A 17,081-nucleotide genomic window follows, 5' to 3' on the forward strand; every position below is an offset into this window, starting at 1 on the left:
TATAAAAATGGGCACGGCTATAAAACTTGAATGATTGCTCAATTTTATCCTGAATGGGTGCGACAGTAAAGTTAATATAAGAAACGGTCTGGTAAACAAACGTAATGCTAGAGCGTGACTTAGCTATCAACAATCACTCTACAATAATTCAACAGTCATGCTGATAGCTAGTAAATAGTCTCTACAGTGGCTAGTGATAATCTAATTGAAATCTAATTAATCGGTCAACAATACATGTTTGCTCTTCTGATAAGCGGACAAACCATCGCCGCCCAGCTCACGGCCGATACCGCTTTGCTTAAATCCGCCCCAGCCTGCTTCTGGCAATACGATTTGTTGCTCGTTAATCCAGATATGCCCGGCTTTGATTTGTAGCGCTATCTCAAGTGCGGCAGTCTCATCAGCGCAAACGATGGTTGCTGCTAGAGCAAATTTGCTATCATTGGCTAGGCGGATAGCCTCTGCGCCGTCAGTAAAGGTTGCACAGACTAATACAGGCCCAAACACTTCCTCCATCCATAACTGACTGGTCGTTGGCACATTCGTATAGACAGTTGGCTTTACAAAATAGCCAGATGCTTCTAATAGCTCACCGCCGGTTAAACAGTCCAGATTTTCAGCTGTCGCAATATCAAAGAATTTTTTGACCTGATTTAACTGTTGCTCGCTAACCAATGGACCCATTTGCGTCTCTGTCGCGAAACCATCACCCATTTGCAAACTTTCCGTTTTTACTTTTAACGTCTCAAAAAGCTGTTCAGCGATGTCTTTATGGACAACCAATCGCGACGTGGCCGAGCATATCTGACCTGCATTGGTAAATATGCCGCCAATGATTAAATCACAAGCATAATCAATATCAGCATCGGCGCATACCACAATAGCAGACTTGCCACCCAGCTCTAGGCTAATGTCTTTGATACCTTTTGCTGCTTGGATCATGACCTTTTCACCGACGACATTACTGCCAGTAAAAGAGACTTTGTCAATCAGCGGATGACTGGTCATAGCAGTGCCCACTTCAGCAGCACCCGGTAAAATATTAACCACCCCTTTTGGCAAGTCAATTTCCGATAAGATATTACCTAGCATAAGCTCTGGTAATAATGTCACTTCAGACGGTTTCAATAGCACGGTACAGCCTGCCGCTAGCGCAGGCGCCAGCTTCCAAGAAGTCGTCACCATTGGGAAATTCCAAGGGGTAATCAGCGCACAAATACCTACTGGCGAGTATGTCTTTAACAATCGAATACCTGACTCAAGCGTTGATACTTTAGACCATGTTGCCTGCTCTGTGATGAGATTGGCATAGTAACGATAGCAAGCAATGGCGTCTCCGACGTCTATCTTTGCCTCTTCGATTGGCTTACCGTTGTTTAATACAGACAGTCCAACCAACTTATCGAATTGCTGCTCCATAGACTCCGCAATCGCATTTAGATAGCGGGCACGCTCGCTTACCGTGGTCTGTGACCAGCTAGCAAAGGCTTCATCAGCCGCTGCAACTGCCTGCTCTACATGGGCACTGGTGCATAAGCGTGTCGTTGCAATTACATTGCCTGAATTTGGATCATACAACGCATGGTTATTTGAATGATTAGAATCGGTCGCGAGCACTTCAATCGTAACCCAATCACCATTGATATAAGCGGCATTTAATACAACTTCATTTTGAGCCGTTTGTATGGCAGTTTCTCTGGTTAAATCTGTAGAGTTCAGCATTTCCATAATGGTCAATCGCCTTATATTTTTGATCAAATTGTCTTTATGTGCGTAACGTCCGTAACGTCATTGATTAAATGGTCGGTTTAACTGACTACAGAAAAACCGACCATTTGTATATTATCGTCAGGCTAGATGCCTTGTGAATACTAGACACGCCACTAATACAGTAGATGCGCCACAGACGTAATTACTACCAAGCTGATAAGCGTACGAAGGATAAAGATTAAAAATAGCTCTAATACATTTAGCTTAATATTTGACTTCAAAATCAGCGCACCTACTTCAGACATGTAGATAATCTGAGTAATTGAAGCAGCACCAACGATGAATCGTGTCATCTCACTTTCAATGCTTTTACCGACCAATGCTGGCAAGTACATATCTGCAAAGCCCATAATCATGGCCGGGCCAGCTTTGGCCGCTTCTGGAATCTGTAACCATTCAAGTACTGGTACAAGCGGTGTCGCAATCCAATTAAAGACAGGCGTGTACTCTGCTAAACCAAGACCAATCGTACCGATAGCGAACGTTACTGGAATCAATCCCAAATAGATATCAAACAGATTATGTACGCTGCGTTTGAACACTTTACCTAAGCTAGGCATAGAATGCGCGCGGGTGACGGCACGATTGACCGCCCACTGGTACGTTGTATATTCAGCAGGGATGCCTTCATCTAGCATACTTTTGCCCGAGTGATACGTATCAGGCTTGAGTGATAATGGTGGTATACGTGGCATGATAATCGCAGCGATAAAACCAGTTAGCGCAATAGTCAGATAAAAGAAGACGAAGTTATTGTCTACGCCGATGGTTTTGGCAACCACATAGGTAAAGGCGATAGAAGTGACTGAAAATGTGGTCGCGATAATGGCAGCTTCACGCTGGCTGTAGAAGCTTTTGTCATACTCTTGCATAGTCACTAGCAGGCCGATAGACGCTGCACCAAACCAAGAAGACATTGCATCGACAGCAGAACGGCCTGGTAGTTTGAAAAGCTTGATAAATACTTTACTGGCTAAAGTACCCAAAAACTCCATCAAGCCGAAATCAGTCAAAAATGGCAGCGATAAAATGGCAAAGAAGAACAACGGAATCAAAACAGGAATCAAATCTTCGAAAATGACGCCGCCCGTATTCCGATTGATAATAAACTCAGGGCCAACTTGTAGAAAAATCATCCAAACAAATGCCATTCCTAAAAACCGGATAGCAAGCCAAAACCACTCAACATCAAAGAGTTTTTTAGCAAGCGAACCTTCATTCAGATTTGGCTTTAACGCTTTGACAGCCAGCGCACCAAAAAAAGATATCGTCACGAGCGCCATCGTGATATAGGTCACCAAACCACCTAATGCGGATTGTAGCGTATCGGTCAATACACCCAATAAAATCGTGACTTTACCATCCCACTCAAACGGTATGATAAATAACGCAATACCCAATGCTGAAAACAACAAAAACTTCCACATTGCTGCACGCCACTGTCCTGCTTTTGGCGTTTCTGGATCGACCGTATTATTCCCTAAAATCGGCTGCTGCGACTTATCCATATAACTCGTCATTTAATTTCTCCTTGATGGGCGATGATTGCCAGTTTTTCCATTTCTCTGTCTGACCAATACCTGGGTTAAGCGAATTGGTTGGATCCAGTTTTTTATAAAAATAATGTAGCTCAGTTTTAGCAGGATACACATGCCCCACATTGTGCTCAGCAGGATACTCAATATGACGTTGGTCATAAAATACCAGCAGCTCATCCTTGAATTGCTTGGCATTGGTCTTAGGTTTCAATAAATAGTCTTGGTGCATGACATAACAGAAAAAATGCCCCAAATAAAAAGTTTTGCTGACTTGTTCTTGCAAGTGTTCAGGTAGAGTCTCATCCCAATCTACGGCATTTCTAGGTAAGGCAATATCGGTCGATAGCAGCTCGCCAAATTTATCTTGATTTAAATTATGATAACGAAACATGGCAGCGGTGGCGGCACTGCGAAATACCAATAACGATTGTGATTCAAGCTCTGTACATATATGCAGCGCACCTTGATACTGCTGTAGATGGTTTTGCAAAAAATTCTGCGCAGCGGCGATATTGTTGCCATCATTTTTATCAGAATTTTTATTAATGCCATTATCAAAACCATCTGCGACTTTTATAATCAAATGGTATTTATATGAGCATGCCTGCGTGGTCAAAATGGCTGGTAATGACAGCGGCATAAACTTAGATGTTAGTTGCAGTATCCAATCTGGCAGCGTCTTTGGGAGATGCCACTTATCCAGATAGTAGCCAATCTTTGCTTGCAGTCGATATAGCGACCCTATCTTGCTGGCAGGGAGCTTACGCATACTCAAGCAAGTGTCTCGGCCATAGTGCATGGTAATGTCGTTATAGTCTTTATGCATATACTCTGCCAACACAGGCAATTTCAACTCGCTTTTTAACCATTGTTTTCTGAGTGTGGTCAAGGTATCAGCGTCGTTGGTCGAGATATAAAACGTTTGCTCGTTTTTAGGCTTGGCAAAGGTCGCTACCCTCACCGCAAATACAATGACCTTGCCAGCTGAACCAGATGCTTCATACAGACCGTTGGGATCATTGTTAAATCGAGCAGGTGTCCCTGCCTCACAATCACGGACTTCGTGTTGATAATGGTAGTTGGTACATGCTTTACTGTTCGTACTATTCAGATTTTCATTGAATGTACCAGCCTGTAGAGTTTCAAGCATTTCCTCTGAGCGTGTACCTAAATCAACTCCTAAGTGATTGATTAACTCAAACTGCCCTGAGGTATTACGTTTGGCAAATAACGCCATCTCAGTATAAGCAGGTCCACGCTGCACCAACATCCCGCCCGAGCTATTGCAGATGCCGCCTATCACCGATGCGCCCACACAACTAGAGCCCAGTACTGAATGCGGCTCACGCCCTAATGGAGCAAGGATAGACTCTAATTGCTGCAAAGTAGCGGCTGGCAAAGCAACCAGTTCTGCTGCATCGTTGAGTAAATGCACGCCGCCCAATAACTGCATAGAGATTACGATTAGTGATCGATCATAATCTCCATTCGGCGTTGAACCACCCGTCAGACCTGTATTGGCCGCTTGAGCAATGATAATCACATCGGCCGCAGCACAGATATTAATGACGCGCCATAGTGCCACAAGAGAGTGCGGTATCACAACTGCTACGGTCGCGTCCGTGACAGCCTCAATCGCACCTTGCACATAAGACTGCTGTTGGCTAGGTTTTGTCAATACATTGGTCGTACCAACGACAGCAGCAAGCTCCGTCAACAAACGCGGTATTTGCTCATGTCTACTTTCTGACATTTCTCTAGCATTGGGCGTCATGAACGTCCTTCCTTGCGTAACCAGAGTTTGTCATTTTTTTGTCGTTTTTTAGACCTGTGACTATCAGTCTCGTTATTATCCGTGGCATTAGCGCCAGTATTACTGTTAATTAAAATAAGTCACTGTCTTAGCCATTTCTTTTAGAAAGTCATCTGCTTCATCAATCTCATAAATGATTGGCTGTTTACCCTTCGTGTCTGTCTTTAATGCGTCTAGCAATTGCTGCTTATCGGTGATTCTACGATAGCCAGCGCCAAACCCTGCTGCTAGTGGCTCAAAGTTTGGCGTTTTGATATTGACGCCAATTAGTGGTAAACCGCCCTCTTCCATGTAACGACGAATCTCACCGTAACCTTGGTTGTTCCATAGCAAAACAATCAATGGTAGCTCAAGCTCAGCGGCGCAGATGAGCTCGGCAATCGTAAATTGAATACCGCCGTCACCCATTAGACTGACGACAGGTAGATTTGAGCCAACCATGGCCCCAATAGCAGCAGGCAACCCATAACCTAATGTGCCAAAACCTGTCGATGAGTTAAACCATTTACGCGTCGCCAAGGCTTCAAGACCAAGGTTACCGCTATAGACAGGCTGCGTTGAATCACCAACGAAAATGACGTCTTCTACCTCATCTCTAATCAGCTTCAGTAATGCATTTTGACCCGCAAAGTCTGTCGTTACGTCCTTCAAGATGGCCTGCTTTGCCTCATTGACACGTGATAGTGCATGATGATCGAATGTTTGGCCTTCTAAGCTGCTGCATAAACCACTAATCGCCATCTGTGCGTCGGATAATACCGCGATATCGGCTCTAAATGGACGCTGCAATTGCTGGGCATCACAGTCGATACGTACCAGCGTGCCGTTGATTTTGAACCCACCATTAAAGAACACATCATAGTCAGTCTCACCAAGCTCAGTACCAATCGCTAACACCCAATCCGCCTCGGTAATCACGGCGCGGCCTGCGTCTAACGACTGGTTGCTACCCAAACTTAATGGATGACCAGGTGGCAGCAAGCCTTTGGCATTAATGGTCAAAAACGTTGGTGCATCTATCAGCTCTGCCAATCGCTGTGCATCTTGATCGACATCGACACAGCCGCCTCCATAAAGTATTACAGGGTTTTTCGCGGTTTTTAATGACTGCACGATTAGGTCTAATTGCGTAGGATTCGGCAATGGTCTTGTGACCTGCGGTAGGCTCAAATTATTTGTACTAGCTTCGCTATTTGCTACAGCATTTAAACTAGGCGGTTTAGCAACATGACTGGCATCAGCGGTGATGACATCGATAGGCAGCTGAATATGTACTGGCCCAGAACGTGCACCATTAAATAAGGCAAAAGCTTCTGCAATGACTTTCGGTAGCGATTCAGGTTGCCAAATGGTTGTACTCGTCAATGCTACTTTACTAATCATGCCTTGCTGATCATGCAACTCATGCAAATGCCCTTCGCCACTACCTGTGTCTTTGACTTTGTTGACGCTAGAAATCACTAGCATTGGTATCGAATCAGCCAGTGCCTGCGCCATCGCTGTCATAATGTTGGTCATACCAGGGCCAGTAATAATAAAACACACGCCAATCTTGCCAGAAGCTCGGTAGTAGCCATCTGCCATAAACCCAGCGCCTTGTTCATGACGCGGCGTTACATGACGAATATTGGTATTTGGAAGGCCGCGATACAGCTCTACCGTATGTACACCAGGGATACCAAAAACGGTCTCTACACCATAATACTCTAGCCACTGCACCAATAGCTCACCGCAGGTCAGTGATGAAGTGTCCGACAAAGAAGAAGGCGTTTGCGTCAATTGGGTCATGGGTCAGTCATCCTAAAAAATTTCGCTGAATATTCAGATAATTATCAATACCTCAAAACAACCTTTGTATTTTTTCTTTCATACCGATTATTAGTCACTAATTACTGGCTGCAAAGGCTGCTCATTATAGAGGTAATCATTGATGGTGATTAGTAAACCGCTTTAACCTTGTCGTCATAGCGTACGCCCGGCAGGATACATAGCATCTCGAATAATAAGTTCGCCGCCAATACCGAGGTGTTACCGAATGGATCATAAGGTGGTGACACTTCAACTAAATCTCCGCCCACCACATCTAGACCGCGCATACCGCGAATGATTTCGATACCTTGAGTAGAGGTCAGACCACCGATTTCAGCAGTGCCAGTACCTGGGGCAAAGGCAGGATCGATACCGTCGATATCGAAGCTCAAGTAAACAGGACCATCGCCTAGCTTTTCGCGTACTTCAGCCATGAGCGGTGTTAGCGACTTATACCAGCATTCTTCAGCAGGTACCACGCGGAATCCTTGCTCAGTTGACCAGTCAAACTCTTCTGCGCTATAGCCTGTACCACGTAGACCAATCTGCACCACACGATTACCATCGATGAGGTTTTCTTCGACAGCGCGGCGGAACGGCGTACCATGAGCGATTTTTTCGCCAAACATATCATCATTGATATCAGCATGAGCATCGATATGCACCATACCGACAGGGCCATGTTTTTTGGCTAGTGCACGTAGGATAGGCAACGCGATAGTATGATCACCGCCTAGTGTTAGAGGAATCGCACCGTGTTTGACGATTTTATCGGTATAGAATTTTTCGATGATATCAACGCTTTTTAGCAGGTTGAATGTATTGATAGGCACATCGCCGATGTCAGCGACTTGTAATGACTCAAAGGGCGCAGCGCGAGTGGCCACATTGTAGGGACGAATCATTCTGGACTCATCACGAATCTGTCTAGGCCCCAATCTTGCACCGCTACGGTTGGATGCACCAATATCTAAAGGTACGCCAACAAACGCCACATCTAACCCTTCAGCATCGGCTTGAGTTGGCAGACGCATCATAGAAGCGAAACCGCCAAATCTTGGCATATCATTGCCGCTTAATGGTTGATTGAATGTCATAAGTTACTTCCTTGTTCTATTTGGTTTAAGTACACAATTTGCTACATGCCATTGACAATACATAAATATAAGCGCATGAACCATGGTAAAATTCAGAAGCAAACTTCTATTTTTTCGTAGTAAACGAAATTTACATATTATTATCAGAAGTTTTGACAAGCAGAATATTTTGTTAGGTAATCTTAAAACCTTGATAAAATTAGCTTTTACTTTTTATTCCTTAGTGGATGGTACGAATACATATAGAAAAGCAAGGTTGATGAAAATTACTCAATTCTTATCCATTACTATTTAATTAATTTGATATAGGGTGGCGATCGATGCTAGATGAGCTGATAAAAATAGATATAAAAACACTACGTAGCTTTATGGCCATCGTAGAATGCCAAGGCGTAACAGCTGCTCAGTCACGCTTAAATGTCACGACTTCTGTCATCAGTGGACATTTGACCCATTTAGAAGACCGCTTAGGAATGACGCTGTGCCATCGTGGTCGAGCAGGATTTAAGCTCACAGAAGATGGCGCAGCAGTATATGAGGCTTGTTTAAGTTTTACCGAGGCCGTTGCCAGCTTTCAACATCAGTTGCACTATATCCGTCAGTTAGATTCTGTGCGTGGTGGTCACATCAGACTGTGTTTAATCGATCAGATGCCGACGCTTTTTTATGATGCGCTGCGTCAGTGTTTGGCTGCTAGCTACCGTGACAATCCATTAATACACTTTTCGATTGACGTGCAAAGTCCTGAGAGCATGATAGAAAAGCTTCTTGGTAACGAGAGTGATATTGGTGTGGGGTATTTTGGTAGCTTTCCGCCGCTATTGACCTTTCAACCTGCTTTTATCGAAACACAAGTCGTCTGCTGCGGGCGTGAGCATCGTTCATTTCATGAGCCTGACAAGCTAACATTTGAGGAATTAGAGCAAGACCATCATTGGGTGAAACGAGGCTATATTACTGATGTCAGTATCAACCATATTCGCCCAAAAATACTGAGCGCAACTACCTATCAGATGGAAGCCACCGCGCAGCTTATCCTAGCAGGTCACCATGTTGGTTACTTGCCACGCGATCTAGCAATGCGCTATGAAGAGATGGGGCTGATGAAAATACTACTGCCTGATGAAGCAAGCTATGAAGTGAAGCATCACTGGGCATATCGAGAGAATCTGCACAAGCATGTGGCAGATTTTTTGAATAAAATGATAAATTTGTTGTCAGAGAATTATTCTAAAGCCTAATTTATCAGCAGATTTTGCTACTCGGACTCTCAGTGTTTCTTAATCACAGTGTCCTAGTAGCTGGAGCATTGTCTTGCATTGAAAGTAATGCTTTTAAAGACAAGGCTTTATCTTATTGTTTTGATCATCAGCTGTTAAAAATTTGCGACAAAATTTTAGGCGGTCGCTGCTTGGTCTTGGTACTTTAGACCAATGGTTCTTAGCTTCCCTTTGTCATCGACTTCCTTAATAACCAGCGACCATTCATCGCTTATCACAACAGTATCGCCCGACACTGGCGCAGTACCTAAATGTGATTTCACATACTCAGCCACCGTCTGCTCCCACATGTTTTTTTCGCTGTCTTCATCGGACGTTTTGAGTGTTTTTACCAGAGTCTCAGATGCCATAATTCCTGTAAAAAACGGCAAATCACCAAGCTTGACACTCGGTGATAGCAACCAATCGCCATAGAAATCATCGATAGCTTTGCGATCTAATGTCGTGTCATTAAAAATCTTGGCGATTTTGCTCGCGTGATTACCCCTCATGGCGTACCAGACACTGTCGCCAAATTTTAGCTTTGTATTGTCATCGACTACTACGATTTGCTGATTACGCACTAGCGCAAAGACACTGATTTCATCTGGGTTGATGCCTTTGGATATACCCATAGGATGACGCCCAATGGCAAATGCACCCGACTTTGCCTCAAACTCATACAGCGTGATACTGGCCTTATCGGATACCCAGACTTCATGCTCTTCTTTGGGGTCTTTATTAGTTGGAATACGTACCTTAAACAGATTTGCCATCGTCGGGATGGTCGTACCTTGCAAAATCAACGACAGAACGACGACACCAAAGGCAATATCAAACAGCATAAAAGCGTTATCTATACCAGCCATGACAGGTAAAATTGCCAAGGTAATAGGCACTGCACCGCGTAAACCAACCCAAGAGATAAACCCAATCTCTCTGTCTTTAAATTTGAAAGGTTTTACGCTGGTATAGACGGCAATAGGACGCGCTACAAAGATCATAAAGAGCGCGATCGCAACCGAATAATGCCAGACATTGAGGACGTTTGACGGAGTGACCAATAGTCCTAATACTACGAAAAGCACCGCCTGCGACAGCCAAGCAAAGCTGTCCATCACTCGCATGACATGTTCTGTCGAGCGCACCTTGTGGTTGCCGATTAACACACCAGTGAGGTATACCGCCAAAAATCCACTGCCGCCAATGAGATTGGTCGCGGCGAACACAGCCAAGCCAGCGGAGAGGATTAAAATGGCGTACATGCCTTCTGCCAAATGCACCTTGGGTAATAACCGGGATAAGAAATAACCGAACAATAAGCCCATGCCTAACCCAAAGCTTAGCTGCTGTAGTAATAAAACTAAAAAGCCAAATACTGTCTGACCATCAGGATCAACATTTAGGGCAATCAAACCAGTGACTAATAAAATAGCCAAGGGATCGTTGGCACCAGACTCAAGTTCAAGCGTGGCTTGTACACGGTCGTTAAGCTTGACGCCGCCATTACGTAATAGAGAAAATACCGCTGCTGCATCGGTTGAGCCGACAATCGCTGCCATCAGCAAACCAAAGCGCCAATCGACATCGAGCAGCCAAGTGACAAAGACCCCTAGCACCATGACCGTGACCAACACGCCCCACGTGGCCAGCGTAATCGCAGGTTTTAGCCCTACTCGAAACGATTTAAAGGACGTACGTAAACCACCATCTAGCAAGATACAAGCTAAGGCTGCCTGCCCTACGAAATTGGCTAGCGCATACTGAGAGAACTCAATACCCAAAATACCCTGCTCGCCTGCCAACATACCCACTATCAAAAACAGCAACAACAATGGTACGCCTAAGCGCGCCGATAATGTACTTGCCATGATACTGGCGAAAATTAGTACTGCGCCTACGAGATACAGGATATTTAAGGTATCCATTTTTTTTGAGCCCTATTTTTTATTATTAAGAATAGTAATTGATTGCGATGGGGTTTTCGTTATCTTGCTGTTAGTAGATATTGCACCAGTGAGCCTATCATAAGCGGCCGTTATTCAAAATATGAATGACAATTATTTATGATGATATTAGCATCACTATCAGAACTAGCAGCCAATCCTAATTCAACAAAAATACTTCAATAAAAAACGCTCAAATATTAAAGTGAAGCCCACAAAATGCCATTGCTATGCTAAAAGAGTTTACGTCTTAATATCACTTAACCCTGAATGTATTGCCATGTCAGTACCAGAATCGCAGCCGCAACCGTCCAAGCGACCACCCCTAATAGCAGTGCCTTGTATAAACTCATATAACTGATGCTAAAAAACACCACAAAGGTATAAATCAAATGCGGTATGACACCAAGCATACTAAATATCAGCGCGACCTTTAAATCAGCGGGATTGCGCTCAGTACCAACGATAAAGTGACTGATTAACGTAAAGGTGGGGAATAGTGGCGCAAGCGCCGCCAAATAGAAAAATCGGGTTTGGGCGAACATTTGAATCGCCAGTACCATCAATGCGCCGATAAGCATTTTTAACCAAATCACGACGGGTCCATCTCCTGTTGATTATAAAGGCTGAACGTAGCCCAATCCGCCATGATACTAAAGTCTGCAAACTGATATAAGAGCAATCGCTGATTAATTAATCCGTATGATAAAAAATACAAAAAACCCCATCTAGCTACTTTGCTAAATGGGGCTGTTACTTTTATTCAGTAAGCTTCTACGAGTTATTTAATCCTTTTTTGGCTTTAGTGCCGCGCTGATGTCTGCCAGTAATGGCGGGATATCATGCTTGTCTGCAATCACCTCAATCATTATAAGCTTATCGGTAGTCGCAGCAGCTTTGTCAAAAGCAGATTTTAGCTCGCCTGCTGTCTCTGCTTTGAGTAATAGGCTATTCGCTTCTGTCGCGCCAAACGCTCGCGGCATGATTTGCCAATCGCATTTAGGAATATCATTATAGTATTGGTTTTCGCCATGAATTGCGCGCTCTACCGTATAACCGTCATTGTTGATTAAGACAATCACAGGATTGATGCGCTCTTGAATCATTACCGCCAACTCTTGAACAGTCAACAATGCTGAACCATCACCAATTAATAACACACTGCGTTTATCTGGCGATGCGATTGCCGCGCCCAAGCTGGCAGGTAACGTGTAGCCAATTGAGCCCCACATCGGCTGCCCATATGACGTCACCCCTTCTGGCAGACGCACATCACTGATACCAAAATAGGCTGTCCCTTGTTCAGAAAACACCAAATTATTGTGATCTAAGCGGTCAGCGATAATATGCCATAAATCATCTTGGCGGATAGCCTCACTGTCTTTGCCTTTTTGTTCGTGCGGCTTAACTTCTTCACAGAAAGGTTTTGGCACGATGTTAATGCCAGAGGTCATTACTTCATGCAGGGCTTGCAACGCATCTTTTAGCGCAATCGGTGCAAAGTTCTTACCGCTGATAGAAGCACGCTCATAATGCAAGTCTACGACCACATCTTCATTGATATCTTGGCTAAACCCTGCGGTAGTAGTGTCAGTATATTGCACCCCTACTTTGATGAGGCATTCGCAGTTTTCTACCGCATCTTTCACAATTGGACGTGAGGCAACACCCGCATAAGTTCCTGCCCAACGATCACTATTTTCATCAAGCAGCGTCTTGCCCCAAGATAGCGTGGTATAAGGAATATCAGTATGAGCGATCAGTGCTTTGAGCTGCGACTGTAAGCCCAAACGATGCACCATCAAATCTGCCATTAGCGTCGTGGTCTTGTTTGGCAAAAACTCGGTTAGTGCTTGCTTAAAATCTGATAATGCCGCTTGGCTAGTAATATCTTCTTGGCTATCTATCAACTTGGTCGTTGGTGGATAGATAGGCTGGCGCGCAACGTCTGGTGATAGCAATAGGTAACCTGGACGATGCTTTTTGAGAATTAAGCGAATCACTCTATCGATTTCTGAAGCAGCATTTTCAGGAGTAAGCTGCGCACGGGCTACCGTCACAGGCTCAACCATTTTAATAAAATGATTGAATACGCCATCGCCAAGCGAATGATGAATACGGCGCTTTGAATCTTGTAGCGCCGTGCTTGGTGCACCTACGATATGCAATACCGGCGCATACTCAGCAAAAGAACCTGCAGTCGCGTTGATCGCTGACAGCTCGCCCACGCCAAAGGTCGTTACCATAGCGGCAAATCCACGCTCGCGTGCATAGCCATCGGCAGCATAGCCAGCATTTAGTTCATTGGTGTTGCCTACCCAGCGCAGCTTGTCAGAAGCAAGAACGTTATCCAAAAAAGTTAAGTTAAAATCACCAGGTACTCCAAATATCTCAGAGGCACCCGCTTCTGCGACACGATCAAACAAATAATCAGCGATGGTATATTGTTGACTCATTTTTTATCCTTATGACTTATCTTTGTAAGTATTGATAATTGTGAATGTGATTACGGTTAAATTATAAAGTGCGTCCCAGCTTATTTTTGTACTACAAAGCTTTTGGAATACATATTATAATAAACCGTTATAACATATATCTATGGCCAGAAGACACGCCTATTTTAATAACTTTAATTTTTTTCGTCATAGGTATTGACACCTAAAAAAAACTGCGTATAATACGCCTTCATCAACTGACGATAGTTAATTGATAATTAGCGGGAATAGCTCAGTGGTAGAGCATAACCTTGCCAAGGTTGGGGTCGAGAGTTCGAATCTCTTTTCCCGCTCCAAATACTTAAAAAGCCTCACTTAATAGTGAGGCTTTTTTTTGTCCAATTTTTAGGGTTTGCAGAGAAATTATCAAAATATCTTTTTGAATATAGTTAAGTTTAACTACTCAAACAAAGATCCTGTTTTCATGGCGGTGCCCATGTGGTGCCCAAACTGTGCCCTACCCTAAAACCTCAGCTATATAACTGACTACAACCTAGCTATTTTTAACTATAAAACCATCATGACACCTAACCTAGTAAATTTGGCACTATGATGATTTTTGAACCCAACCTCAATTTAGCAAAAAACGTGTTTTTTAGATGCCTCATTTATTGGAAATGTATTTAAGATCCATAGTATTTAAAGATAATCGTCACTTAAAAAATGATGACTCCAACCTAATAATAGAAACTACTAATCCTTGCAAGTGTGCTTTAGCCCTAATAAGTCTTTAGCTAGCAATTTCCTATCGAAGGTTATCATGATAGTCAAGTTACTCCTCTTCTGAAGAGTTTTCTATATTAAGTTCATCTGGAACATACTTCAAAATATCCCCTGGCGTTACTTCTAAGACATTACATAGCTTACTCAAAGTATCGAACTCAATTCTAGTTGTATCATCATTATAGATTCTATGCAGCGTCGATTTACTTATATCTGTCATTCTCACTAGATCTGCTACACGCAACCTTCTTTCTGCTAAAAGAACCGGTAAGTTACATGAAATCACAATAAATTCCTTATTGGTAAGTAAAAAGTACTTGCCAATGACTACTTTTCTGCTAATATAGTACTCGTTGGCAACAACAAAGTGTTCATTAAAAACTATTTAATACTGACTGGAGAACTATTATGTCACAGACTTATCTCACCACTCAAGAACTAGCCGAACGTATCAAATACGATGCGCGTACTATCCGTAACCAACTCAAGGATACTGTCTTGATCGAGAACATTCACTATATACGCCCTTTCGGTGGTCGTAAGATTTTATATGTATGGGAGCGTATCGAAGAAGATATGTGTAAACCGGTGATGAGTGCTATCAACGGAATGGCCTTACAGTAAATTCCACATGAACAAGGAGCTAAATGATGGCCTCAATAAGATCGAGACGTGGCAAGCTATTCGTAGATTTTCGATATATGAATATGCGTTGCCGTGAGACGACTAATCTCACAGACACTCCAGCTAATCGAAAGAAGCTGGCTAAAATTATCGAAAAAATGGAAGCAGAAATCACCCTAAATATATTCGACTACGCTGCTTACTTCCCAAAAAGTGAACGAGCACAGGAAATGGCGACACTGGCTGATAGAGCAGAAGCTTGTATCAGTCGCAATCCGACCTTTAGGCAGTTTGTCGATATTTGGTATGAGGAGAGGAAAATTGAATGGCGGCCGAGTTATCGGCAAAAGACACAGATTATTTTAGATAAGTACCTATTACCTGAGTTTGGTGGCAAAGCAGTACATGCTATAAAAAAACCAGACTTGCTGACCTTCCGTAGCTCCCTCGCCAAAGTTCGTTACGGTAAAGATGGTCAGTCAAGTCTGTCAGTAGCACGGATCAACCAGATCATGATACTTCTTCGTATGATACTAGAAGAAGCATCAGATCGCCATGAGTTTGAGATGCCTTATAAAAATATTAAGAATCTCAAACAAGCGCGTCCGGATGTAAATCCTTTTACGCTAGCTGAGGTATGGCTGATTTTAAAATATGTACGCGCTGATTATAAGCCTTACTACACCATTCGCTTCTTTACAGGAATGCGTACCAGTGAAATAGATGGGCTGAAGTGGGACTGCATTAACTTTGATCGCCGTGAGATCAGTATAAGAGAGGCATTAGTTAATGGTGAGATGGGTCCAACAAAGACATTAGGCTCACAGCGTGATATTGCGATATCGCAGTTGGTCTATGACGCCTTGTTAGAGCAGAAAGCACGCACCTATGGTAAGTCAGAGTTCGTATTCTGCAACTCACAAGGCAATCCGATGGAGTACCGTAATGTGAATAGACGGGTATGGAAACCCACGCTTGCCCTACTCGGTTTGAAACATCGGCGTGCTTATCAGACTCGGCATACCGCAGCGACTCTCTGGCTCGCTGCTGGTGAGAATCCTGAATGGATAGCTCGGCAAATGGGTCACAGTAGTACGGAGATGTTGTTTCGGGTCTACAGCCGCTATGTCCCTGATATTACCCGTCAAGATGGCTCAGCGATGGATAACTTGCTCTTAGCAAGCAAGGAGAAGTTAACAAGCACATCGAATAGCTCTGACACTGAAGGACTAATCACAAACGCACAAACTGACAAGGAGACGTCACTATGAAAATCATCAATTATGAAGAGCTGTTTGGTGAGTTTAAACCTGATGGTGCAATCAGCGAGGATGCAAACCTTATCGCTAATGCATTAATGCGTGAGTTGTACATCTCATCTGGTCATCAACTCGCACGCTTCTTAGGAGTGAAGCGATGCTTTGATAATGATATGGCGATGCGTGTGTGGGTGCAGAAGCGCTTGGATGCTCAGGATGGCTACTTTGTGGAAGACATGAGCAGTAAGCTTCAAAGCGAGCTTTATGAGCTATTACCGCACTCTAGCTACGGCAGCTACTAAGGAGGATATAATGAGTGTAAAACTTCAACCCGATATGACGCAGAGCACATATGATATCAAAATATGTGAGGATTACTGGGCATACGATAATAAAAGCGGCTTTGTTGAGCATGTGAAGGAACTCTGCAAGAAGTATGAGGTTAGCCCTCAAGTACTGTTTGAGACAGTCGCTCAGTGTTATGCCTACTTGGACGATGTTGTATGTGAATACTGCGGTTATGCTTGTCCAATTGAAGTACCAGCAGATATCCCTTATATGCGTGCAAAAGACAATTGGTTATGTACAATATGTGAGCATGCTTTATGGCGGACAGATAAAGAAAGAAAATGAGTGTTAACCATCAGAAAAGCCAGACAGCTTAAGTTGTCTGGCTTTTTCATATAAAGCATCTATTGAGCACAGTCTAGTTCTAGTATGCCACTACATACGATGTTCAAACACTGGC

Annotated in this window: 14 protein-coding genes and 1 tRNA gene; 6 read left to right on the forward strand and 9 right to left on the reverse strand. The window is 43.6% G+C overall.

The window, feature by feature from the left end; translation table 11 throughout:
* Window positions 1–216: 216 nt before the first annotated feature.
* The 5 genes from ACIGBM_RS06300 to speB all read right to left on the reverse strand — a co-directional run bounded on the left by ACIGBM_RS06300 (window position 217) and on the right by speB (window position 8,027).
* A complete protein-coding gene (locus tag ACIGBM_RS06300) occupies window positions 217–1,728 on the reverse strand; it encodes an aldehyde dehydrogenase family protein (RefSeq protein WP_397477144.1) in 1,512 nt (503 codons plus the stop codon).
* A 155-nt stretch (window positions 1,729–1,883) separates the two neighbouring features.
* The gene (locus ACIGBM_RS06305) at window positions 1,884–3,290 is read right to left on the reverse strand and encodes a YjiH family protein (RefSeq protein ID WP_397477145.1); all 1,407 of its coding nucleotides are present in this window, start codon (window positions 3,288–3,290) and stop codon (window positions 1,884–1,886) included.
* The gene (dld, locus tag ACIGBM_RS06310) at window positions 3,271–5,082 is read right to left on the reverse strand and encodes a D-lactate dehydrogenase (protein ID WP_397477146.1); all 1,812 of its coding nucleotides are present in this window, start codon (window positions 5,080–5,082) and stop codon (window positions 3,271–3,273) included. Before dld ends, ACIGBM_RS06305 begins: the two co-directional genes overlap by 20 nt.
* A 105-nt stretch (window positions 5,083–5,187) precedes the next feature.
* Window positions 5,188–6,909, reverse strand: coding sequence for a 5-guanidino-2-oxopentanoate decarboxylase (locus tag ACIGBM_RS06315; protein ID WP_397477147.1), 1,722 nt, complete (start codon window positions 6,907–6,909; stop codon window positions 5,188–5,190).
* Between the two features lie 149 nt (window positions 6,910–7,058).
* On the reverse strand, window positions 7,059–8,027 hold the full coding sequence (gene speB / locus ACIGBM_RS06320) for an agmatinase (protein WP_057760617.1): 969 nt from the start codon (window positions 8,025–8,027) through the stop codon (window positions 7,059–7,061).
* 320 nt (window positions 8,028–8,347) lie between these two features.
* Here speB and ACIGBM_RS06325 point away from each other — a divergent pair, with 320 nt between their 5' ends.
* Window positions 8,348–9,268 carry a LysR family transcriptional regulator gene (locus tag ACIGBM_RS06325; protein WP_201567603.1) on the forward strand — a complete coding sequence of 307 codons (921 nt, stop codon included), beginning with the start codon at window positions 8,348–8,350 and terminating at the stop codon, window positions 9,266–9,268.
* A gap of 155 nt (window positions 9,269–9,423) precedes the next feature.
* Here ACIGBM_RS06325 and ACIGBM_RS06330 read toward each other — a convergent pair whose 3' ends face one another.
* From ACIGBM_RS06330 to ACIGBM_RS06340, 3 genes are all read right to left on the reverse strand, one after another.
* On the reverse strand, window positions 9,424–11,214 hold the full coding sequence (locus ACIGBM_RS06330; RefSeq protein WP_397477148.1) for a potassium/proton antiporter: 1,791 nt from the start codon (window positions 11,212–11,214) through the stop codon (window positions 9,424–9,426).
* 278 nt (window positions 11,215–11,492) lie between these two features.
* Window positions 11,493–11,828: a GlpM family protein gene (locus ACIGBM_RS06335; RefSeq protein ID WP_397477149.1), complete on the reverse strand. Its 336-nt coding sequence runs from the start codon at window positions 11,826–11,828 to the stop codon at window positions 11,493–11,495.
* A gap of 189 nt (window positions 11,829–12,017) precedes the next feature.
* Entirely contained in the window at window positions 12,018–13,688 is a 1,671-nt protein-coding gene (locus tag ACIGBM_RS06340; protein WP_397477150.1) for an alpha-keto acid decarboxylase family protein, read from the reverse strand.
* A 260-nt stretch (window positions 13,689–13,948) separates the two neighbouring features.
* Between ACIGBM_RS06340 and ACIGBM_RS06345 the strand changes: the two genes are divergently transcribed.
* Window positions 13,949–14,023 (forward strand) — tRNA-Gly (locus ACIGBM_RS06345).
* Between the two features lie 476 nt (window positions 14,024–14,499).
* Here ACIGBM_RS06345 and ACIGBM_RS06350 read toward each other — a convergent pair.
* Window positions 14,500–14,670 (reverse strand): helix-turn-helix domain-containing protein, encoded by a 171-nt coding sequence (locus ACIGBM_RS06350; protein ID WP_397477354.1) that lies wholly within the window; start codon window positions 14,668–14,670, stop codon window positions 14,500–14,502.
* Between the two features lie 188 nt (window positions 14,671–14,858).
* Here ACIGBM_RS06350 and ACIGBM_RS06355 point away from each other — a divergent pair, with 188 nt between their 5' ends.
* Genes ACIGBM_RS06355 through ACIGBM_RS06370 form a run of 4 tightly spaced genes read left to right on the forward strand, consistent with a single transcriptional unit; the run spans window position 14,859 to window position 16,966 of the window.
* Window positions 14,859–15,074, forward strand: a complete 216-nt coding sequence (locus ACIGBM_RS06355) for a hypothetical protein (protein WP_045456309.1) — start codon at window positions 14,859–14,861, stop codon at window positions 15,072–15,074.
* Between the two features lie 26 nt (window positions 15,075–15,100).
* On the forward strand, window positions 15,101–16,345 hold the full coding sequence (locus tag ACIGBM_RS06360; RefSeq protein WP_397477355.1) for an Arm DNA-binding domain-containing protein: 1,245 nt from the start codon (window positions 15,101–15,103) through the stop codon (window positions 16,343–16,345).
* A complete protein-coding gene (locus ACIGBM_RS06365; protein WP_397477151.1) occupies window positions 16,342–16,635 on the forward strand; it encodes a hypothetical protein in 294 nt (97 codons plus the stop codon). Before ACIGBM_RS06360 ends, ACIGBM_RS06365 begins: the two co-directional genes overlap by 4 nt.
* 10 nt (window positions 16,636–16,645) lie before the next feature.
* Window positions 16,646–16,966, forward strand: a complete 321-nt coding sequence (locus ACIGBM_RS06370; protein WP_397477152.1) for a hypothetical protein — start codon at window positions 16,646–16,648, stop codon at window positions 16,964–16,966.
* The last annotated feature ends 115 nt before the right edge of the window (window positions 16,967–17,081 follow it).

Origin of the sequence: Psychrobacter sp. NPDC077938, from assembly GCF_044542635.1 — a bacterium.
In the GTDB taxonomy this organism is placed as follows: Bacteria; Pseudomonadota; Gammaproteobacteria; order Pseudomonadales; family Moraxellaceae; genus Psychrobacter.